Source organism: Advenella kashmirensis W13003, from assembly GCF_000506985.1.
Classification (GTDB): domain Bacteria; phylum Pseudomonadota; class Gammaproteobacteria; order Burkholderiales; family Burkholderiaceae_B; genus Advenella; species Advenella kashmirensis_A.
The window spans coordinates 852,865-874,962 of the sequence record NZ_KI650980.1 but is presented as its reverse complement, the minus strand read 5'-3'; the positions used below and the strand labels follow the sequence as shown (position 1 = coordinate 874,962).

20 protein-coding genes are annotated in these 22,098 nt (G+C 55.7%); 17 read left to right on the top strand and 3 right to left on the bottom strand.

Translation table 11 applies throughout. The features are described from left to right. Positions 1-93: 93 nt before the first annotated feature. A complete protein-coding gene (locus W822_RS38755) occupies positions 94-846 on the top strand; it encodes a glucose 1-dehydrogenase (RefSeq protein ID WP_024006099.1) in 753 nt (250 codons plus the stop codon). Between the two features lie 154 nt (positions 847-1,000). Here the strand turns inward: W822_RS38755 and W822_RS38750 are convergent, their stop codons facing one another. From W822_RS38750 to W822_RS38740, 3 genes are all read right to left on the bottom strand, one after another. After that, positions 1,001-1,858: an aldo/keto reductase gene (locus tag W822_RS38750; RefSeq protein WP_031243079.1), complete on the bottom strand. Its 858-nt coding sequence runs from the start codon at positions 1,856-1,858 to the stop codon at positions 1,001-1,003. 300 nt (positions 1,859-2,158) lie between these two features. Continuing rightward, positions 2,159-2,710: an OsmC family protein gene (locus W822_RS38745; RefSeq protein ID WP_024006097.1), complete on the bottom strand. Its 552-nt coding sequence runs from the start codon at positions 2,708-2,710 to the stop codon at positions 2,159-2,161. A 72-nt stretch (positions 2,711-2,782) separates the two neighbouring features. After that, entirely contained in the window at positions 2,783-5,623 is a 2,841-nt protein-coding gene (locus W822_RS38740; protein ID WP_024006096.1) for a valine--tRNA ligase, read from the bottom strand. A 181-nt stretch (positions 5,624-5,804) separates the two neighbouring features. On the opposite strand from W822_RS38740, the gene ndk reads away from it, so the two are divergent. From ndk to W822_RS38660, 16 genes are all read left to right on the top strand, one after another. After that, positions 5,805-6,212 (top strand): nucleoside-diphosphate kinase, encoded by a 408-nt coding sequence (gene ndk / locus W822_RS38735; protein WP_024006095.1) that lies wholly within the window; start codon positions 5,805-5,807, stop codon positions 6,210-6,212. Between the two features lie 42 nt (positions 6,213-6,254). Further along, positions 6,255-7,436, top strand: coding sequence for a dual-specificity RNA methyltransferase RlmN (rlmN, locus tag W822_RS38730; protein ID WP_024006094.1), 1,182 nt, complete (start codon positions 6,255-6,257; stop codon positions 7,434-7,436). Then, on the top strand, positions 7,433-7,951 hold the full coding sequence (locus tag W822_RS38725) for a helix-turn-helix domain-containing protein (protein ID WP_024006093.1): 519 nt from the start codon (positions 7,433-7,435) through the stop codon (positions 7,949-7,951). The genes rlmN and W822_RS38725 overlap by 4 nt, the downstream gene beginning before the upstream one ends. A gap of 78 nt (positions 7,952-8,029) precedes the next feature. Further along, positions 8,030-9,331 carry a flavodoxin-dependent (E)-4-hydroxy-3-methylbut-2-enyl-diphosphate synthase gene (ispG, locus tag W822_RS38720; RefSeq protein ID WP_024006092.1) on the top strand — a complete coding sequence of 434 codons (1,302 nt, stop codon included), beginning with the start codon at positions 8,030-8,032 and terminating at the stop codon, positions 9,329-9,331. Positions 9,332-9,390: 59 nt separating this feature from the next. Next, positions 9,391-10,653 (top strand): histidine--tRNA ligase, encoded by a 1,263-nt coding sequence (gene hisS / locus W822_RS38715; RefSeq protein ID WP_051401770.1) that lies wholly within the window; start codon positions 9,391-9,393, stop codon positions 10,651-10,653. A 74-nt stretch (positions 10,654-10,727) separates the two neighbouring features. Beyond that, positions 10,728-11,369, top strand: a complete 642-nt coding sequence (locus tag W822_RS38710) for a YfgM family protein (protein ID WP_024006090.1) — start codon at positions 10,728-10,730, stop codon at positions 11,367-11,369. Between the two features lie 2 nt (positions 11,370-11,371). Then, positions 11,372-12,529: an outer membrane protein assembly factor BamB gene (bamB, locus tag W822_RS38705; RefSeq protein WP_024006089.1), complete on the top strand. Its 1,158-nt coding sequence runs from the start codon at positions 11,372-11,374 to the stop codon at positions 12,527-12,529. Beyond that, positions 12,526-13,995, top strand: coding sequence for a ribosome biogenesis GTPase Der (gene der / locus W822_RS38700; RefSeq protein ID WP_024006088.1), 1,470 nt, complete (start codon positions 12,526-12,528; stop codon positions 13,993-13,995). The genes bamB and der overlap by 4 nt, the downstream gene beginning before the upstream one ends. Beyond that, positions 13,992-15,065, top strand: a complete 1,074-nt coding sequence (gene hisC, locus W822_RS38695; RefSeq protein ID WP_024006087.1) for a histidinol-phosphate transaminase — start codon at positions 13,992-13,994, stop codon at positions 15,063-15,065. The genes der and hisC overlap by 4 nt, the downstream gene beginning before the upstream one ends. Positions 15,066-15,191: 126 nt before the next feature. Then, on the top strand, positions 15,192-15,434 hold the full coding sequence (gene hfq / locus W822_RS38690) for an RNA chaperone Hfq (protein WP_014750888.1): 243 nt from the start codon (positions 15,192-15,194) through the stop codon (positions 15,432-15,434). 66 nt (positions 15,435-15,500) lie between these two features. After that, positions 15,501-16,589, top strand: coding sequence for a GTPase HflX (hflX, locus tag W822_RS38685; protein WP_024006086.1), 1,089 nt, complete (start codon positions 15,501-15,503; stop codon positions 16,587-16,589). Then, positions 16,576-17,907 carry an FtsH protease activity modulator HflK gene (hflK, locus tag W822_RS38680; RefSeq protein WP_024006085.1) on the top strand — a complete coding sequence of 444 codons (1,332 nt, stop codon included), beginning with the start codon at positions 16,576-16,578 and terminating at the stop codon, positions 17,905-17,907. Before hflX ends, hflK begins: the two co-directional genes overlap by 14 nt. An 11-nt stretch (positions 17,908-17,918) precedes the next feature. Further along, positions 17,919-18,839 carry a protease modulator HflC gene (gene hflC / locus W822_RS38675; RefSeq protein ID WP_024006084.1) on the top strand — a complete coding sequence of 307 codons (921 nt, stop codon included), beginning with the start codon at positions 17,919-17,921 and terminating at the stop codon, positions 18,837-18,839. A 138-nt stretch (positions 18,840-18,977) separates the two neighbouring features. Continuing rightward, complete coding sequence (locus tag W822_RS38670; RefSeq protein WP_024006083.1) at positions 18,978-20,141, top strand: ATP phosphoribosyltransferase regulatory subunit; 1,164 nt, start codon at positions 18,978-18,980, stop codon at positions 20,139-20,141. 60 nt (positions 20,142-20,201) lie between these two features. Next, complete coding sequence (locus tag W822_RS38665) at positions 20,202-21,506, top strand: adenylosuccinate synthase (RefSeq protein WP_024006082.1); 1,305 nt, start codon at positions 20,202-20,204, stop codon at positions 21,504-21,506. Between the two features lie 14 nt (positions 21,507-21,520). Then, positions 21,521-22,063 carry a phosphoribosyltransferase gene (locus W822_RS38660; RefSeq protein ID WP_024006081.1) on the top strand — a complete coding sequence of 181 codons (543 nt, stop codon included), beginning with the start codon at positions 21,521-21,523 and terminating at the stop codon, positions 22,061-22,063. Positions 22,064-22,098: the final 35 nt, after the last annotated feature.

Below are 22,098 nucleotides of genomic sequence, written 5' to 3'. Positions count from 1 at the left end.
CACGACCGCCTGCCGTCGCTATATCACCCGGGATCGCTTGTCTGGCATGCGACAGGCTGCAGCATCAACATCACATTATGACAAGGAGACAGCATGACAGTATTGAAGGATAAAGTGGCCATCATCACCGGCGCGGGTAGTGGCTTTGGCGAAGGGATCGCCCGCGAGTATGTGAAGCAGGGTGCGAAAGTGGTCGTGGCGGATATTAATGAATCTGCCGCGCAGCGGGTGGTCGGGGAGCTGGGCGCGCAGACGCGGGCCTTCACCGTGGATGTATCCAGGGGCGAGCAGGTGAATGCACTCGCGCAATATTGTCAGGACACGTTTGGCGCAATTGATATTGTCATCAACAACGCCGCCATTACGCACAAGAACCAGCCCATGCTGGACGTGGATGAGGACACCTTCGATCGCCTGCTGGCCATCAATGTGAAGTCCATTTATCTGATGACGCAGGCAACGCTGCCGGTGATGCGCAAGCAGGGCAGGGGCGTGATTCTGAATATCGGTTCGACTGCGGGTATCAGGCCGCGACCCGGACTGTCCTGGTACAACGCCACCAAAGGGGCAGTCAATCTGTTGTCCAAGTCCATGGCGGTCGAATTGGGGCCGGAAAATATCCGGGTCAATGTGATCTGCCCGGTCATGGGTGTCACGGGCTTGTTCGAACTGTTCATGGGTCAGCCCGATACGCCGGAGAATCGGCAGAAGTTCATGTCGACGATTCCCATGGGACGGTTTTGCACGCCCGCCGATGTGGCTGCCGCCGCGGTGTTCCTGGGCAGTGATGCCGCCGCCTTTTTTACCGGTGTGGAATTGCCGGTAGATGGCGGTCGCACCATTTAATGCAGGATGTCGATACCGAACGCGGGCGGGAACGTGGATAAAGATAAAGCCGATTTCATGGGAGAAACGGCTTTATGCTTTATTTTTTCCGAAGGCCGGATTTGGAGCGCTGCGTGAACCAATCGAACAGTTGAGCAATCGGTCAATCGATCATTCAATCAGGGATAGGCATGCTCATCAGTTTTGCAATCCATTCCGGGTCCTTGGGATCGCCCGCGCTGCGCTGGTTGGTATCCAGCGCATTGATTGCGGCCATTTGCCCATCGCTCAGCTCAAAATCATAAATCTGGAAATTGCTGTGAACGCGGCTAGGCTTGCTGGAACGTGGAATGGCCAGGGTGCCGCGCTGCAGATGCCAGCGCAGAATGACCTGACCCACATCTTTTCCGTGAACCGTGGCGATGTCGGTCAGGGCCGGATTCGACAGCAGACTGGCATCACCGCGCCCCAGCGGTGACCAGGCTTCGAGCAGAATGTCCTGTTCGTTCATATACGCCAGCAGCTCACGTTGCTGGAAGAGCGGGTGGGTCTCTACCTGGTTCAGCACCGGCTTATTATTGGAGCTGGCTGCGAGTGCTTGCAGATGGTCGATTTCGAAATTGCAGACGCCAATGGCTTTGGTCAGTCCTTCTTCCTGCAGTTTCTCCAACGCCTTCCAGCTTTCCCGGAATCCTTCAACGGGCCAGTGCAACAGGTACAGGTCCACGTAATCCAGTCCGAGTTTGCGCAGCGATTTGTCAAAGGCGCGCAGGGTTTGTTCGTAGCCGAAATCGGTGACCCATACCTTGGTGGTCAGATGATAATCTTCGCGCTTGAACCCCGATTCGCGCAGCGCCTTGCCGACAAACGCCTCGTTCATATAGCGTGCTGCTGTATCGATGACGCGATAGCCGCTATCCAGCGCCTGGGTGACGGCCGGCACGCAGACCTCTTCCTTGTCCAGCTCCCAGGTTCCGAAACCCAGCGATGGAATAGTCTGGCCATTATTCAAAGAGAATGCTTTCAATGACATTTGTGGTTCCTTGTTCGACGATGATGATGGAGAAGCTGCTGACCTGGAAGGCGTGCGTAGAATATGACAGTGATACTGGAAGTGTTTGAAGAATATGATAGTTACCATACCAAAAACAGCTGCAGTTTGTGCGGCGATTGATTCGGCTGGATAGAAAATTCTGTGACAAAAGAAAACAGCACTGCCAGATATTGCTGTGCAATTCGGGGAGTGCTGTTTATTATTTCACCGAAGCGAGACGTTCTAAGTGCTGGCGCCGCCGGTCTGATCGGCAGGGACGCAAGGCACTTTATGACCGGGTCAGTCTTCCTTCAGCCCAATTTCAAACGCAATCGGATTGCGCATGGTATTGGCAACAGGTGAGTAATAATTGGCGTGTTGAACGATATCGTCGAGTTCTTCGCGTGTTGCATCGCCTTCGATATCCACTTTGACGCGAATGGCCTGAAAGCCCATTTGGCCGGGTTCGCGTTCGGCGCCGCCGGCACCCCAGGCAGCACTATTGCCGATATCGCCTTCAAGAAAGACTTCGAGTTTGCTCAGTTTGACATTGCGCCAGGTGGCAACGGCGGTAATACCCACAGCGAGACACCCACCCAGAGCAGACAGAACGACTTCACCAGGAGCAGGCGCTGTATTTTCGCCCATCAGGTGGTAGGGCTCATCGACAACAACAGCGGGGTGGTTGGGGTCGCGATTGGTCAGGTAGCTGAGTGTACGATATTGGCCAACGGAAATGGTCTGGACCTTGTTGGTGCCACGACGATCGGGATTGCTGCGGCCCATTTCGGAAAATTTTTCCAGACCCGCCCGGTCAATCGGGCGCAAATATTTTTTCTCTTCAGTACTCATATGATTCCCTTTTCGATGAGTGTCGCAAAGACGGGGAACCCATATCATCGACATATGGGATTACCCCGGAAATTATTGCAATTTGGCCTGTTGCGCGCGGATGCCTTCCAGGCGTTCGGTAAATTGCGCCAGGCGCGCTTTTTCCTGTTCAATGACATGACCAGGGGCGCGTGCCACGAAGCTTTCATTGGACAATTTACCCTGCGCCTTGGCAATCTCGCCTTCCAGGCGTGCCGATTCTTTGGACAGCCGCGCCAGTTCCGCGTCCTTGTCGATTTCCACGTTCAGCATCAGGCGTATATTGTCCAGAATTTGAACGGGCGCGCCCAGATCGGGCAGGGCCTCTACCACTTGCACCTCACTGAGTTTGGCCAGGGCCATCAGATAGGGTGCATTGCGATTGAGCATGGCCGCATCGCCTTCTGCAAACAAAGGCACTTTCTGGGCGGGTGAAAGATTCATTTCACCACGTAATGCGCGGATTGCTTCGACCTGGGCCTTAAGTGCGGTGACCTGTGCTTCGGCGGCCTCATCGATCAATTCACTGTTGCTTAGCGGGTAAGGTTGAACACTGATGCTGGCTGTCGCATCGGCCGATTTTTTGCCGGCAACGACTGCGACTTTTTGCCACAGGGCTTCCGTAATAAATGGAATGACAGGATGCGCCATGCGCAAGATGGTTTCCAGTACACGAATGAGTGTGCGGCGTGTGCCATTCTGTTGCGCCTGATTGCCGCGCTGAATCTGTACCTTGGCCAGTTCCACATACCAGTCGCAGTATTCGTCCCAGACAAATCGGTAAATTGCGTTTGCAATCATGTCGAAACGATATTCATGAAACCCTTTCTGAATATCGGCAAGCGTCTGTTGCAGACGGCTGGTGATCCAGTGGTCGGCGAAGGACAGTTCATTGTCTTTGTGGCTGACCGCTTCTGCATCGGGCACATTCATCAACACAAACCGGCTGGCATTCCACAATTTGTTGCAGAAATTGCGGTAGCCTTCGCAGCGCTTCAGGTCGAAATTCATGTTCCGCCCAAGGGTGGCATAGGCTGCCATGGTAAAGCGCAGGGCGTCGGCGCCGAAGGGGGCGATCCCGTCGGGGAACGACTTGCGGGTGTCTTTTTCGATCTTGCCGGCCTGTTTCGGATTCATCAGTCCGGATGTACGCTTTTGCACAAGCGTATCCAGGTCAACGCCGTCGATCAGGTCGACCGGGTCCAGCGTATTGCCCTTGGATTTGCTCATTTTCTGGCCGTAGGCGTCCAGGATGAGGCCGTGCACATACACATGACGGAACGGCACCTGACCGGTCAGGTGCATGCTCATCATGATCATGCGCGCGACCCAGAAAAAGATGATGTCAAAACCCGTGACCAGGACATTGGACGGCATATAGCGCTTGAAATCGGCTGTTTCAGCGGGCCAGCCCATAGTCGTGAATGGCACCAGCGCAGAAGAGAACCAGGTATCCAGAACATCGTCGTCGCGGCGCAAGGGGCCTGTGATGCCAGCCTTTTTGGCCTGGACCAGAGCGTCCTGTTCGGTACGGGCGACAAAAATCTGGCCGTCTTCGGCGTACCAGGCGGGAATCTGGTGGCCCCACCAGAGCTGGCGGGAAATACACCAGTCCTGAATGTTTTCCAGCCACTGGTTATAGGTGTTGCTCCAGTTTTCCGGAAAGAAGCGGACTTCTCCGTCGCGCACGACGTCCAGTGCGACGTCGGTGATGCTTTTGCCGGGATTGTACGTGCCTTCGGGGGCAGGCTTGCTCATGGCGACAAACCACTGATCGGTCAGCATGGGTTCGATGACCGATTTGGTGCGATCGCCACGGGGCACCATCAGCTTATGCGGCTTGATGCTTTCCACCAGTGACTGGGCTTCCAGTTCGGCCACAATTTGCTTGCGCGCTTCGAAACGGTCCAGGCCCTGGTATTGGGCAGGCGCTTCTTCGCTGATTTTGGCATCCAGGGTGAGAATGCTGATCATGTCCAGGCCATGGCGCTGGCCAACGGCATAGTCGTTGAAATCGTGCGCGGGGGTGACTTTGACCACGCCGGTACCGAATTCGCGGTCGACATAGTCGTCTGCAATGATAGGAATCGCCCGGTCACACAGGGGCAGTCGCACCGATTTGCCGACCAGATGACTGTATCGTTCGTCTTCGGGGTGGACCATGACGGCCACGTCGCCCAGCATGGTTTCGGGCCGGGTCGTGGCCACAACCAGATACTCCAGCCCATCTACCGGTTCGGTCAGTGGATAGCGGATATGCCACAGAAAACCGTCTTCTTCCTGGCTTTCCACTTCCAGGTCAGACACGGCGGTGCCCAGTACCGGGTCCCAGTTGACCAGCCGCTTGCCACGGTAGATCAGGCCCTGTTCGAACAGGCGCACGAAGGTTTCTATCACGCCTTGTGACATCTGGTCGTCCATGGTGAAATATTCACGGGGCCAGTCGGCTGAGGCGCCCAGGCGTCGCACCTGGCCGGTGATGGTGTTGCCCGATTGTTCTTTCCATTCCCAGACGCGTTTGACAAAGGCCTCGCGCCCCAGATCGTGGCGGGAGGTTTTCTGGGCGTCTAGCTGGCGCTCGACGACAATTTGGGTGGCAATACCCGCGTGGTCGGTGCCTGGCACGAAAACCGTGTCACAGCCCAGCATGCGGTGATAGCGGATCAGCCCGTCCATAATGGTATGGTTGAACGCATGGCCCATATGCAGGGTGCCGGTGACGTTAGGGGGCGGGAACTGGATGGTGTAGGGTTCGCCACTTTCCGGTGCGTTCGTGGAGGTGTGGCGCCCGGCCCGGAAGACGCCCATGCGTTCCCATTCCTGGTACCAGGTGCTTTCCAGTTCTTTGGGTTCAAAACTTTTGGGCAATTCGTCGAAGGCAGGTGTTTGAGTCATAGTGTCAGCAGTGGATTGGCATGCGGCGTCTGACGCCGGACCCGAAAGGTCAGCAAAATGGTGAGTCTTTATCGAAAACCCTTATTTTAAGGTGTAGCGCGTGGTTTTTGCATGTTAAAATGGCCAGTTAGTTAAAACTACGCTGAAGTAACTGTTTTCATTGAATATTTGGAGTAATTAAATGGCTGTTGAACGTACGCTCTCTATCATCAAACCCGATGCTGTTGCCAAGAATGTAATTGGCGAAATTGTTTCCCGCTTTGAAAAAGCCGGCCTGAAAGTGGTCGAAGCCCGCATGCAGCAGCTGTCCCAGGCCGAAGCCGAGGGCTTTTACGCTGTGCACAAAGAGCGTCCTTTTTTCAACGATCTGGTCAAATTCATGATTTCCGGTCCTGTTTTCATCCAGGTTCTGGAAGGTGAAGATGCCATCGCCAAAAACCGCGAACTCATGGGTGCAACCGATCCCAAGAAAGCCGAAGCCGGTACGATCCGCGCCGACTTCGCCGACAGCATCGATGCCAACGCCGTACACGGCTCCGATGCGCCAGAAACAGCTGCCAACGAAATTGCCTACTTCTTCAAGAAGTAACAGCTTCGCTGCACTCTGTTCTCCTATCCGTAAAAGGCTTGTATGACAACGACCAATCAACGCATCAATCTCTTGGGTGTCGAGTCCGATATGCTCGCGAAGCAGGTGGGTGCGTGGGGTAACAAGCCTTTTCGCGCGAAACAGCTGCTGCGCTGGGTACACCAGCGCGGCGTCTCCGATTTCGACCAGATGACAGACCTGGCCAAGGCCTTCCGCAGTACGCTGACGGAACGCTGCACGCTGGAAACGCCATCGGTCATTACACAAAAGGTCTCCAGCGACGGCACACGCAAGTGGCTGTTCGATGTCGGCAACAACAATGCGGTCGAAACGGTGTTCATTCCCGAAGACGACCGCGGTACCTTGTGTATTTCCAGCCAGGCCGGCTGCACCGTGGCCTGCCGTTTCTGCTCCACAGGCCATCAGGGCTTCAACCGCAACCTGACCACGGCTGAAATTATCGGCCAGCTCTGGAAAGCGCGTCACGACATCATGCAGGATATGCCCGCTGCGCGCCTGGCGGCAGGCCAGGGCGAGGGGGCGGTCGCAGCAGCGGCACACGACCAGGACCTGCGCGTGATCAGCAACGTGGTCATGATGGGTATGGGCGAGCCACTGCTCAATTACGATCAGTTGCTGCCGGCGCTGCAACTCATGCTCGACGATAACGCCTACGGCCTGTCGCGCCGTCGCGTCACGGTGTCTACTTCCGGCGTGGTGCCCTTCATGGACCGTCTCGCCCACGATTGCCCGGTCGCCCTGGCCGTGTCGCTGCACGCGCCCAATGACGCACTGCGCGATCAACTGGTGCCGCTGAACCGCAAATACCCGCTGGCCGAACTCATTGCCGCCTGTAATCGCTACCTCGAATATGCACCGCGTGATTTCATTACGTTCGAATATGTCATGCTCGATGGGGTGAATGATTCCGACGAACATGCCCGTCAGCTCATCGATATCACGCGCCAGGTTAAGTGCAAGCTGAATCTGATTCCGTTCAATCCGTTTCCGGAATCCGGGCTAGGACGCTCAAGCAATGCGCGCATTCGCCAGTTTTCCAGTCTGCTTGTTGATGCCGGCGTAATTACAACGGTGCGCAAAACGCGAGGTGAAGATATCGACGCCGCCTGTGGTCAGCTGGCGGGCGACGTGAAAGATCGCACCCGCATCAGCGAACGCATGCAGGCCTTCAAATCCATCCCCATCACCGAGATTTCTTCATGACCAACGAAACAGATATCGCTGTTGATAGCCCCAGTCAAGTGCAGGCACCCGTCCAATCGCTGGGCGAGACGCTCGCCTCGTTACGCACGGCACGGGGTCTGACGCTGGCCGAGATCTCCAGTCGCATCAAGTTTTCCGAAACGCAGTTGCGAGCCCTGGAAAGCCAGAACTGGGCCTCCCTGCCAACGGGCTTTATGCTGCGCGGGATGGTCAAAAAATACGCCCAGGTTCTGGAAACCGACGAGCAACCGCTGGTGCAATTGCTGGGCCAGCAGCCCGGCATTGAAAGTGGACAGCAGCCCGCAGCCAACACCGCTGCCGGCACAAATATCAACCTCAAACGCAGTACCGACTACGAAATTCGGGACAGTCGCTCCGGCCGATCCAACGGCACCGGCTTATGGCTGTTCGTGATTTTGCTCGTACTGGTTGTTATCGCCGTCTACGGTTTCACCCGTGGCTGGTACACCTTGCAGGATATCGGGCTTGAAAGCCTCCAGCGCTGGTTTGAGTAAGGGACCGGCCGGTACCGCATTGGCCAAGGTGCCCTGGGTGCGTCGCCAATAACCAACCTGTTTAAGACAGACACAATCATGACCATCGAAGAACAAACCCCTTTTCCTGTTGGCTCGCTCGTGCGTCGTCAGACCCGTGGCGCCCGTGTGGCATGGGGTGACCGGCAGGTGCAAATCGGTGGAGGGGCGCCGGTTGTCGTGCAGTCCATGACAAATACGGACACGGCCGATCCGATTGCCACTGCCATCCAGGTCAAAGAGCTGGCCATGGCCGGCTCCGAAATGGTCCGCATCACCGTCAATACGCCGGAAGCAGCCCGGGAAGTGCCTGCCATCCGTGAACAATTGGATCGGATGGGTGTATCAGTTCCGCTGGTGGGCGATTTTCACTATAACGGCCATAAACTGCTGACCCAATTTCCCGATTGTGCCCAGGCGTTGTCCAAATATCGCATCAACCCCGGCAATATGGGCGGGGGCAAAAAGCGCGATGACAATTTTGCCCAGATGATTGAAGTGGCCTGTCGCTATGAAAAGCCGGTACGCATCGGGGTCAACTGGGGCAGCCTGGATCATGAACTGATGGCGCGCATGATGGACAGCAACAGCCAGCGCAGCGCGCCCTGGGAGGCGTCGGCGGTGATGCGCGAGGCGCTGGTGGTGTCTGCCATTTCCAACGCACAGCGTGCCGAGGAATTGGGGCTGTCCGGTGACGCCATCATTCTGTCCTGCAAGGTCAGCCACGTACAGGATCTGATTTCCGTGTACCGCAACTTGTCCTCCCGTTGCGATTATCCGCTGCATTTGGGGCTGACCGAAGCGGGCATGGGCAGCAAGGGCATTGTTGCTTCTACGGCAGCGCTGTCGGTTCTGCTTCAGGAAGGAATTGGTGATACCATTCGGATCTCGCTGACGCCAGAGCCTGGCGGAGATCGTACCCGCGAGGTTATCGTGGCCCAGGAAATCCTGCAAACCATGGGTTTGCGCGCTTTTACGCCAATGGTGGTAGCGTGCCCCGGCTGTGGACGCACCAGCAGTACGTTTTTCCAGGAATTGGCCGATAGTATTCAATCCTATTTGCGCAGGCAGATGCCGTTGTGGAAGGCGCAATACCCGGGCGTCGAAACCATGAATGTGGCGGTGATGGGATGCGTCGTGAACGGACCGGGCGAGAGTCGTCATGCCGATATCGGCATCAGCCTGCCGGGTACGGGCGAAGTGCCTTCGGCGCCGGTATTTATTGACGGAGAACGCAGCGTTACCCTGAAAGGGGATACGATTGCCGACGAATTCCAGGAAATTGTGCGCAATTACGTTGAAAAGCGTTACGGCGCACCGGGTTTGGCGGCATCCGAACGCAATGGTAATAATTTGAACTGACAAGAGTAACAATTTTGAGTAACACACCTGCATTCCAGAAGGTCACCGCTTTGCGGGGAATGAACGACATCCTTCCGGGCCAGTCGGCCCGTTGGGAAGAGCTGGAGGCCAGTCTGCGCCAATGGCTGAGCCTATATGGCTATCAGAATGTGCGCACCCCTGTGCTGGAGCAAACCCGCCTGTTTGCCCGTGGCATCGGTGAAGTCACCGATATTGTCGAGAAGGAAATGTACACCTTCAGTATGTCGGCAGACCGGGAAGACCTGATGACCATGCGCCCGGAATTCACGGCGGGGATCGTGCGGGCGGCCATTGAACACAATATGCTTTACGAACGGCCCCAGCGCCTGTATACGATGGGACCGGTGTTTCGTCATGAGCGTCCCCAGAAAGGCCGCTATCGCCAGTTTCACCAAATTTCAGTCGAAGCCCTGGGTTTTGCCGGGCCGGATGTCGATGCCGAACAGATCATCATGCTGGCACGACTCTGGAAACGTCTGGGAATCAATGATATCCGGCTGGAACTCAATTCGCTGGGACAACTGCAAGAGCGCCTAGCCCACCGGGAAGCGCTCATCGCGCACCTGGAAAAGCACAAAGATGTGCTGGATGCCGATGGACAACGGCGCATGTACACCAATCCTTTGCGCGTGCTGGATACCAAAAATCCGGCCATGCAGCAGATGGCCAACGAGGCGCCGCGGCTTTTCGACTTCCTGGGGGATGACTCCAGGGCGCATTTTGATAATCTGTGCCAGCGCCTGGACGATGCCGGCATTACCTATACACTCAACCCGCGGCTGGTTCGCGGGCTGGATTACTATAATCTGACCGTGTTCGAATGGGTGACCGACAGACTGGGCGCCCAGGGAACGGTATGCGGTGGCGGACGTTACGACGGCTTGATTGACTTGCTTGGCGGCAAGCCGGCACCGGCCATCGGCTTTGCTATCGGTCTGGAGCGCTTGCTGGCATTATGGCTGGATGAGGCGAAATCCCAGCCGAGCGACGAATGTGATGTATATTTCGTCCATAGCGATGCGCAATCGGCCAGAGCAGCGGCCAGACTGGCCGAAGGAGTGCGTGATCGGGGACTGCGTTGTATCGTCCATCCGGGTTCGGGTTCCTTCAAATCCCAGTTCAAACGTGCCGATGCCAGTGGTGCACGGCTGGCTGTGATTCTGGGTGAGTCGGAAATGGCCGATGGCACGGCGTCGGTGAAATTTTTGCGCGCAGGCGCAGACGGGGCAACAGCGCAGCAGTTCAGCGTAGCACAGGACGGGCTGGCAGACGCGCTTCTGGATAAACTCCAGGATCAGTAAATAACCAACAATCAACAGGCAGTCTTTTGACACGACCTGTAGTTTGAAAAATCAGTATAGGATAGTGGAAGAATATGGCTTTTGACCTTGAAGAACAGGAAAAGATCGATACGCTCAAGGCGTGGTGGGATCGTTTCGGCAGCATGATTCTGACTGCAATCATTGTTGTAATGCTTGGCATACTGGGCTGGTATGGATGGAATTGGTATCAGTCCTCGCAAGTCAAGCAGGCTTTGGGGTACTACGAGATCGTGCAGACATCTGCAATCTCTTCGGACGCGGACGGTGAAGCGCGCCTCGGACAGGCGGCGGCCGAGCTCAAGAAGGAATATGGCGACACGGCTTATGCTGCCAGGGGCGCCTTGCTGGCCGCGGATTTTTATATTCGTGGCCGCAATTATGAGAAAGCAGCAGAAGAGCTGAACTGGCTGGCTGCACGCGGCAGTGATTTCCCTGAGCTGGTACCCGTGGCAAAGCTGCGTCTGGCAAGTGTGTATGCTGATCAGAAAAAGTTTGACGAAGCACTGGCCCAGTTGAACAACCCGCCGGAGCCATTCAAGGCCCTGTACGATGACCGGAAGGGCGATGTCCTGGTTGCACAGGGCAAAAAAGCGGAAGCGGTCGCTGCCTGGAAGGCGGCGCTGGGTGACCAGCAGTTGCCCCCCGCATTTGTCAACACCATTCAATTGAAAATCAGCGCTTTAGGTGGAGAATAACCATGACGATTCAGTGTACTTCCCGTCGCTTTCTGAAACTTACGGTCCTGGCCGGCGTGCTGGCGCTTGGTGGATGTGGGTTGTTTTCCACGCCGTCCCAGTTTGAGCCGGTTGATTTGACTGAATACACCCAGACCACCGTCCCGGCCGCGTCCTGGAGTGCAACAATTGGCTCCGGCAGCGGGGTGGGCTTTGCGCCTGCCGTGGTGGGCGACAGCGTCTATGCGGCCACGCCCGATGGATCGGTCGTCAAGGTGGCGTTGTCCAATGGTGCTGTTCAATGGAAAACGTCAACGGAAAAAAATCTGTCCGCAGGCGTGGGAAGCGATGGCAATATTGCCGTGGTCGCGGCGGGTGATGGCACCATCATCGCGCTGGATGCCGCGGGCAAGAAGCTATGGACAGCCAAGGCCAGCACGCGTGTATCAACGCCACCGGCAGTTGGACAGGGCGTGGTCGTTGTCCGTGCCGATGACTACCGGGTACAGGGTTTTGATGCCGCCAGCGGCGAATTGCTCTGGAACTATCAGCGTACCAACGCTGCCCTGGCATTGCGTGCCGTTACCCGCATGATTATCGACAAAGGCAATGTGCTGGTCGCGGTTCCGAGTGGACGCCTGGTTGCCCTGGATCTGAAGACAGGCAGGCTGCAATGGGATATTCTGGCCGGTCCGATTCGTGGTATGACGGATCTGGACAGCGTGACCGATGTCGTGGGCGCGCCTGTGCTGGTGAACAACGGTATTTGCGTTGCGACCTATCAGGGCAATGCCGGCTGCTACACCCCTGGCCGTGGTAATGCACAGGCGTTGTGGTCACAGCCTTTTTCCAGTGCGACCGGCGTGACGCTCAATAACAATTCCTTGTATGCCACCGGCATCCATGGTGAAGTGACACGCATGGCTCTGGGGAATGGTCAGCAGCAGTGGGTTAATCAGGTACTGAAAAACCGTGGACTGACCAATGCGATATCCAATGGCAACATCGTTGCCGTGGGTGACTACGAAGGCTATATCCATTATCTGTCCGATGCCGATGGGCATCTGCTGGGCAGATCCGAATTTGGCGGCGAATCGATTGTTTCGCCTCTGACCGCGACGGCCCAGGGTATTCTGGTTCAAACCGGCGCGGGTAATCTTGTTATGCTTGGTGTGCGTTGAACTCCGTTTCCTTCAAACCCGTGGTGTCGCTGGTTGGCCGACCCAACGTGGGTAAATCAACCCTGTTTAACCGCTTGACGCGTTCACGCGCAGCGCTGGTGGCCGATTTTGCCGGTCTGACCCGCGACCGTCACTATGGCGAAGGCCGGGTGGGTGACATCCCGTTTCTGGTCGTAGACACGGGTGGTTTCGAGCCCGTTGCCAAAAGTGGCATCCTGATGGAAATGGCAAGGCAAACCAGTCTGGCGATTTCAGAATCTGATGTAGTGATCTTCCTGGTCGATGCCCGGGCAGGCGTCAATGCGCATGATCACGAAATCGCACGCCTCTTGCGCAAAACCCGCGCTCATGTATTTCTGGCGGTGAACAAAGCCGAAGGCATGAATCGGGGCGTGGCTACAGCCGAGTTTCATGAACTCGGGCTGGGTGAGCCGTATGCGATTTCTTCAGCCCACGGCGATGGCGTGGTCGACCTGATCGAAACGGCCCTGGCCGACGTATTGAAGAAAAGTGCGCCTTCGCTCGAATCTGTCGATGAAGAACAGGTCGACGACGAGGAATTGTCCGACGAGCAAATTGCGCAGGTCCTGGCTGCTGCCGAGACAGAAAGGGAAGAGGGCGTCGAGGTTCCGGTCGAAGAAACCTTTACCGATCACCGCTTGAAGCTGGCTATTGTAGGTCGCCCCAACGTCGGCAAGTCCACGCTCATCAATACATTGCTCGGAGAGGAGCGGGTCATTGCCTTCGATATGCCGGGCACCACCCGCGACGCCATCGAGATTGACTTTGAACGTAACGGCCGTCTATATACGCTGATTGATACTGCCGGTTTGCGCAAGCGCGGCAAGGTATTCGAGTCGATAGAAAAATTTTCAGTCATCAAAACATTGCAGGCCATTGAGGCCAGTAACGTTGTCGTGTTAATGCTGGATGCCCAAAGTGAGATATCGGAACAGGACGCCCACATAGCCGGGTTCGTGCTGGAGACGGGGCGCGCATTGGTCGTGGCTATCAACAAATGGGATGGACTCGATCGCGACAAGCGCGACTGGATCGAACGTGAGTTTGAACGCAAGCTGCGCTTTTTGTCCTTTGCAAAAATGCACACCATCTCGGCACTGAAAGGCGCGGGCATTACGCAATTGATGCGTTCGGTGCATGAGGCCCACGCCGCTGCCTTCGCCAAACTGTCCACGCCTCGTCTGACCCGCGAACTGCATGCCGCTGTTGAGCAGCAGCAGCCACCGCGCAAGGGCATATTCCGGCCCAAGATGCGTTACGCGCACCAGGGTGGCCAGAATCCGCCTCTTATTGTCATTCATGGCAACGCGCTGGATGCGATTCCCGAATCGTATCGACGGTATCTTGAATCGCGGATGCGCAGCGCCTTCAAGCTGCAGGGCACCCCTTTGAGGATCGAATTCAAGTCTTCCAAAAATCCCTACAAGAAAGCAGAGAAACAATGAGTGCGTACTGGAGTGATTTCGTCAAAACGCTGGACCCCTATGTGCCGGGGGAGCAGCCTAAACAGACCGATCTGATCAAACTCAATACCAACGAATCGCCCTTTGCGCCGTCGCCTGCCGTGCTCGACGCCATCCGCCAGGCGACTGCCGATCAGTTGCGTTTGTATCCCAGCCCTGAAAGCGATCGTCTGCGTGCCGCCGTGGCTCGATATTACGATTTGTCGGAAGATCAGGTGTTTCCGGGTAATGGCTCCGACGAAGTACTGGCGCATCTGTTTCTGGGATTGTTTCGGCATCAGGGTAAGCAGATTCTGTTTCCCGATATCACTTACAGCTTCTATCCCGTCTATTGCCGGCTTTATGATATTGATTATCAGAACGTGGCGCTGGCCGATGACTTCAGTATCCGCCTGCAGGACTATCTGGCGCTGCCGCCCGAAACGGTCAGTGCGGTTATCTTTCCGAACCCGAATGCGCCGACGGGCATGGCGATCGGGCGTGACGAGATTGAGCAGTTGCTGATCCAGCGTCCGCAATGGGTTGTCGCCGTCGATGAGGCCTATGTTGATTTTGGTGCGCAATCCTGCGTGCCGCTTATCAAAAAATACAAAAACCTCGTCGTGCTGCAAACGCTTTCAAAATCGCGCTCCCTGGCCGGTCTGCGCGTAGGCTTTGCATTTGCACAGCCCGAGTTGCTTGAAGGTTTGGTTCGCGTCAAAAATAGTTTTAATTCGTACCCCGTTGACCGGCTAGCCGAAGCGGGTGCGATTGCCGCTTTCGAAGATCAGTCTTATTTTGAACAAACGACCCGTGAGATTGTCCAAACTCGTGAGCAGTTGAGCGAGGCGATGCGCGCGCTTGGATTTACCGTCCTGCCGTCCAAAGCCAATTTCATCTTTGTTTCGCATTCCCAATACGATGCAGCGCAGTTGCTGGCATCCTTGCGTTCGCACGCCATTTTGGTGCGTCACTTTCGCCATCCGCGTATCGCTTCATTTCTACGTGTTACGATTGGCACAAAAAAACAATGCGAAACGCTCATTAAGTCATTGTCTGAAATAGTTTCTTAAACTAAGATAGTAAATTGCTGCTTTTTCCGATTATTCCTGTATTGTCATGTGTGGCTGAGCAGTGAACAGGATAATCGGTTAAGCCGTTTTTAGTTGCAAACCCAAATAACATATGGAGCCTAGCCAATGAGCACTAAAGGGCAATCACTACAAGATCCTTTCCTTAATGCATTACGTAAAGAACACGTTCCCGTTTCCATTTACCTGGTAAATGGAATCAAGCTGCAAGGACAAATCGAATCGTTCGATCAGTACGTGGTACTGCTTCGCAATACCGTTACCCAAATGGTATACAAGCACGCCATTTCTACGGTTGTTCCGGCAAGAGCAGTCAGTTTCCAAATTGATGCCCCTGCAGAACAGGAATAATTCTTTCAGGTCTATGCAAAAGCCCGCCAAGCCGTCTTGCGCGGGCCTTTTGTTTTTCAGGACGCTATGCGCGTATTAATTATTAGTGTGGATTCAGGTGACCTGGATCATGCGGCTCATGCCGAAGAATTTCAAATGCTGGCCGAAGGGGCAGGGGCGCAAATAGTCGCTACGCTGACGGTCAAGCGAGACCGGCCCGACGCGGCCTATTACATCGGAAAAGGCAAGCTTGAAGAAGCGGTGGCAATGGTCGAAGCCGAAGACGTCGATCTTATCCTTTTCGATCAGCCGCTGAGCCCGGCGCAGCAGCGTAACCTCGAACGCGCCTTCCAGCGACGCGTGGTAGACCGCGTGGCGCTGATTCTGGATATTTTTGCCCTGCGTGCCAAGAGCCATGAGGGCAAACTGCAAGTCGAACTTGCCCAGCTACAGCATCTCGTGACCCGTCTGACTCGCATGTGGACCCACCTGGAGCGGCAGCGCGGCGGTATCGGTATGCGCGGACCGGGCGAATCCCAACTGGAGATGGATCGCCGGATGATCGGCGCCAAGGTCAAAGTCTTGCGAGAACGCCTGGCGCGCGTCGAACGCCAGCGCAAAACCCAGCGTCGTTCGCGCGCCCGTGGCAATACGTTGTCCGTGTCACTGGTGGGATATACCAATGCCGGAAAAAGTACCTTGTTTAATGCACTGACGCGGGCCGACGCCTATACGGCCGATCAGCTCTTTGCCACTCTGGATACAACCACCCGGCGCATCTGGATCGAAGGCGCCGGCAATGTGGTCATTTCCGACACGGTCGGGTTCATCCGCGATCTGCCCACCACGCTGATTGCGGCCTTTAAGGCGACCCTTGAGGAAACGGTCCATGCGGACCTTTTATTACATGTCGTTGACGCCGCCAGCCCGCAAAGAGACGAGCAGATTGCCGAAGTTGATAAAGTTTTAGAAGAAATTGGGGCCAGTGAGGTCCCGCGCATACTTATTTACAATAAAATAGATCAAGCGGGCTATGAACCGCAAGTAGAAAGAAACGAAGAGGGCGTTCCAGCCCGCATATTTGTCAGTGCACTACAACGAACCGGTCTGGACGGATTGCGCGGGGCAATCGCACAGTTCAGGCCTTCAATAGGAAACGAAGTTGCGATTCTTTAATCTATTCAATCTTAACGATCCAGGCTGGGGACGCGGAAACCAGAACAACAATGATTCGGAGGATCCGTCCAAACGCCCTGGCAGGCCCAACGATGGCCCGCCAGATCTCGACCAGGTCTGGAATGATTTCAACAAACGGGTCAAAAACATCTTTGGTAAAAAGCAGGGTGGCGGCAACAACGGGTTTAACCGTCCTCCTCAGAACAACGGCTTTTCTCCTTCTCCAAAAGCGACACGCCTGGGCATTATCTTTATCCTGATCGCGGTCGTGGCCTTGTGGCTGGTGAGCGGCTTTTATATCGTACGTGAAGGTTACGTGGGTGTTGTCACGCAGTTTGGACGCTATCAGACCACGGTGTTGCCTGGCATGCACTGGCATCTGCCTACCCCTATCCAGACCGTAGAAAAAGTCGATATTGCCAATGTACGCAGTTTCACGTTCGGCTATAAAACCGATCTGAACAATAAGGTGCCGGCCGAATCGCTGATGCTGACCGAAGACGAAAACATCGTAGAGGTCCAGTTCGCAGTGCACTATCGCCTGAAATCCGAGCTCACACCGAACGAAGCGACACAGCGCTCGCCGGCAGCCGACTTCCTGTTTTCAATGGTCAATCCTACCGAGGCGGTGCGCCAGTCCGGTGAAACGGCCATGCGCGAAATCGTGGGCAAGGAATCCATGAACAACATTCTGTACGAAAGTCGTACAGCTGCGGCCAACAACGTGATGAAGCTGATGCAGCAGATTCTGAACCGTTATCGCTCAGGTATTGAAGTGACCTCGGTCGCCATCCAGAACGTACAGCCGCCGGAACAGGTTCAAGCCGCATTTGAAGACGCCATCAAGGCCGGTCAGGATAACGAGCGCCAGAAAAATGAAGGTAATGCTTACGCCAGCAAGGTCATTCCGGAAGCGCGCGGACGTGCATCGCGTCTGATCCAGAACGCTGAAGCCTATCGGGAAGCCATCGTGACGCAAGCGCGTGGTCTGGCTTCTCGCTTTGAAAGCATTCAGACTGAATACGCGAAGGCGCCCGAGATTACACGCGAGCGTATTTATATCTCGACACTCAGAGAGGTGTTTGAAAATACATCGAAAGTCCTTCTTGATACCAAGGACGGCAACAATATGATGTATTTGCCGATAGACAAAATCCTCGAAGGACAGAGTGGGCAGACGCCACGGCCTGCGCCACGCAAGCCTGCCAATGATCCATCCTCGTCAAATGCGGCGACAGATAATCCGTCACCCGTCAATAACACGGCTACACGCAGCAATGATCGTCTGAGCCGCGATAATTTTGACCGTAGCAGATAAGAGGACCCATCATGAATAAAACTATTTTTGGCGCGGTCGTCTTTGTCATAGCCGCATTTCTTTTCTCCTCATCGGTTTATACCGTGAGTGAGCGCAACACCGCCCTGGTCTTCAAACTGGGGCAATGGAAACGCACGGTCTCGGAACCCGGGCTGCATTTCAAATGGCCTGCGCCGCTGGAGACCATCGTCAAGCTCGATAACCGTATTCAGACCATCGAATCCGGTGATGCTGAGCGCATCCAGACATCCGAGAAGAAAAACCTGATCATCGATTCCTATGTGAAATGGCGCATCATCGATCCACTGCGTTACTACATTTCGTTTGGCGATCGTCTTGACGCGGCACAAAACCGCCTGGGCGCGCAAATCCGCGACGCGTTGAACGCTTCGGTCAATACCCGTACCGTGCGTGATGTGATTTCCCAGGAACGCCATGTCGTAATGGACGAGATTGTCAAAAACGTAGAACAGCGCGCCAAGCCCCTGGGTATTGAGGTAGTTGACGTGCGTCTGAAGCGCATCGAATTTTCGCCCGAAGTTTCAGAGTCGGTCTATGCCAGGATGCAGGCGGAGCGTAAGGAAGAAGCCAACAGCCTGCGGGCCAACGGTGCAGCCGAAAAGGAACGCATCCAGGCCGAGGCCGATCGCAAGGTGCGTGTAGAACTGGCTGAAGCGGATGCCAAAGCCGAAGTGCTGCGGGGCCAGGGCGACGCCCAGGCGGCAGATATTTATGCAGCGGCCTATGGCAAAGATCCGGCATTCTTCAGCTTCTACAATAGTATGGATGCCTACCGCAGCGCGTTCAGCAACCGCAGCGACCTGCTGGTAGTGGATCCAAAGTCTGAGTTTTTCCGATACTTCAACCAATCCGGCAGTGCCGGGCAGGGCGGTGCGTCCGGTGCGGCGCGTCAGCCGTTGCCGGTACAATAATCCGTAATTTACCCAATTGCGCGACTTACGGCAGATTAAAGAGTACAATATCCTGTAAGTTTTAAGTCACTTTATCAATGCGATCCGGCTGCTTACGCAACCGGGTCGCATTTTTGTTTGGTTTCTCCTTTTTCGGACATGACAACAAGCAACTGGCTCCTCCCCGAACACCTCTCGGACATCCTGCCTGCCGAGGCACGCAGGATAGAAGAATTGCGCCGCGCCATGCTGGACCTCTACCGCAACTGCGGTTTTGAACTGGTCGCGCCACCGCTGGTGGAATATACCGAATCGCTGTTTGTAGGCAATAGTCACGATCTGACGCTGCAAACCAACAAGCTGGTCGATCAGCTCTCGGGCCGCACCATGGGTGTGCGCGCCGACATGACCTCCCAGGTGGCGCGTATTGATGCGCATCTGCTGAATAGGGAAGGCGTTGCCCGTCTCTGCTATTGCGGTAGTGTCCTGCACGCCCGTCCATCGGGGTTGCTGGCTGATCGGGAGTTATTGCAGATAGGTGCCGAGATCTATGGTTACGCAGGCTACGAAGCAGACCTGCAAGTTATCGAACTGGCGCTGGAAAGTCTAGCGCTGGCGGGTGTGAAAGACCCAAGTCTGGATTTGAATCATCCGGGTGTGTCGCGCGCGCTGATCGAAGCGGCCGGCATGCAGGATCAGGCAGCTGAAGTGCTGTCGTTGCTCAAAGAAAAAGATGTGCCTGGCCTGCGGCAATTGCTCGATGCGGCAAAGGGCGTGCCGGACAATATCGCCACTGCACTTATTCGCCTGCCGTCGCTCTATGGCAATGCACAGGTGCTGGATGAAGCGGCCTCGGTATTGCCTGATTTGCCGGGAATCCGTGCCGCCCTGCAGGCGCTGCGCACCCTGGTTGAAGCATTGCAGGTCAGTGCCGTGGGCATTGATCTGGCCGATGTCAAGGGCTACGATTATCACTCGGGTGTGAGCTTTGCCATTTTCGGCGCTGGCTGGCCCGAGGCCATTGTGCGCGGTGGCCGCTACGATAGTGCCGCTACCTCATTCGGTCGCGCCAGAGCGGCGACGGGTTTCAGCCTGGATCTGCGCAAGGTCTCGGCAGGCCTGGCGCCTGCGGAGCCCTCGCGCGCCGTACGCGCGCCCTGGCTGGCCGAGCCGGCGCTGACTGCCAAAATCCGGCAATTGCGCCAGGAAGGCCATGTGGTCGTTCAGTTTTTTCCGGGCACCACGCAAAGTATTGATGAATTTGTTTTCGACCGTGAACTGGTTTGTGACAACGGTCAATGGGTACTGAAAAGTACCAACTAATCGGGTCTCGCGGGCATCGCCCGGCGGGAATAAGACGAACTTTTGTACAAAGTCACTTTTATGAGCAAGAACGTAGTGGTAATCGGCACCCAATGGGGTGATGAAGGAAAGGGCAAGATCGTCGACTGGCTGGCTGAGTCAGCCCAGGGCGTTGTCCGCTTCCAGGGTGGTCACAACGCTGGGCATACCCTTTGGATCAACGGCAAGCGCACCGTGCTGCGGTTAATTCCGTCAGGCATTATGCACCCGCATGCCATTTGCTACATCGGCAACGGCGTGGTGCTGTCGCCAGAAGCGCTGCTCAAGGAAATCGAAGAGCTGGAAGCGGCCGGGCTGGATGTCCGCAGCCGCCTGCGCATTTCCGAAGCATGTCCCTTGATTCTGCCTTACCACGTCGCAGTTGACCAGGCGCGTGAATCCCGCAAGGGCGACAACAAGATCGGTACCACCGGTCGCGGCATCGGTCCTGCCTACGAAGACAAGGTCGCACGTCGCGCGCTGCGCGTCCAGGATCTGTATGATCTGGAACTCTTTGACGAAAAGCTCAAGGAAGTACTGGAGTACCACAACTTCATCCTGACCCAGTACCTGAACGCCGAACCGGTTTCTTTTGACGAGGTCAAAAATCAGGCGCTCGCCCTGGCCCCCGTCATCAAGCCTATGGTGGCAGACGTCTCTGCGCTGCTTTACCAGGCCCAGAAAGAAGGGCAGCAATTGCTGTTTGAGGGTGCACAAGGCGCGTTGCTGGACATCGATCACGGCACCTATCCCTTTGTGACCAGCAGCAACTGTATCGCGGGTGCGGCCTCGGCTGGCGCCGGCGTCGGTCCGCAACGACTCAATTATGTCCTGGGTATCACCAAGGCCTACACCACGCGCGTGGGTTCCGGCCCGTTCCCGACGGAATTGATGAACGAAGTGGGTGCGCACATTGCCAAGGTCGGCAACGAATTCGGCGCCGTTACCGGACGTCCGCGTCGTTGCGGCTGGTTCGATGGCGCTGCGCTCAAGCGTTCGGTCATTATCAACGGTATCAGTGGGTTGTGTGTAACCAAGCTGGACGTACTTGACGGTCTGGAAAGCATCGGCCTGTGTACCGGTTATATACTGGACGGCAAGAAAATCGATTTGCTTCCCGCAGGGTACAAAGCAGTCGAAAAAGCCGAGCCTATTCTTGAAAGCATGCCCGGCTGGAGCGATTCCACGGTAGGTGTTAAAGAATACGATAAACTGCCGGAAAACGCGCGTCGTTTCCTGGCGCGTATCGAAGAGATCTGCGAAGTGCCGGTCGATATTATTTCTACCGGCCCGGATCGGATGGAAACCATCTTGCGTCGCCATCCGTTCCACGATCAGCCCGCCTGAAAGGACGATATCCTATGAGTATGCCGGAAAGCTCTGACAAACACTTGTGGATCAGCTGGGACGAATATAACCGGCTGATCGAGCGCCTGGCCCTGACGGTACACCAGTCAGGCTGGAAATTCGACAAAATATTGTGCCTGGCCCGCGGTGGCGTACGGGTGGGCGATGTCCTGTCCCGTATTTTCGACGTGCCGCTGGGTATTCTGGCCACCAGCAGCTACCGGGAAGCGGCCGGGACCGTGCAGGGGCAGCTGGATATTGCCAAATTCATCACCATTACCCGCGGCACGCTGGACGGTCGGGTGTTGCTGGTTGACGACATGGTCGATACCGGGCTTACATTTGCCCGGGTTCAGGAGCACCTGGTGACACAATATCCTGCCATTACAGAGCTGCGCTCAGCGGTTTTGTGGTGGAAAGGCCACGCCAAGGTTCAGCCTGATTATTACATTGATCAACTGCCGACCAACCCGTGGATCCACCAGCCGTTTGAAGATTACGACAGTTTACGCCCTCATCAGCTGGAAGCCTGGGTCAGAAAAGGTACACAATCCTAGAGTTTTGTGCTAGAATCCCTGATTATCCAAGATTT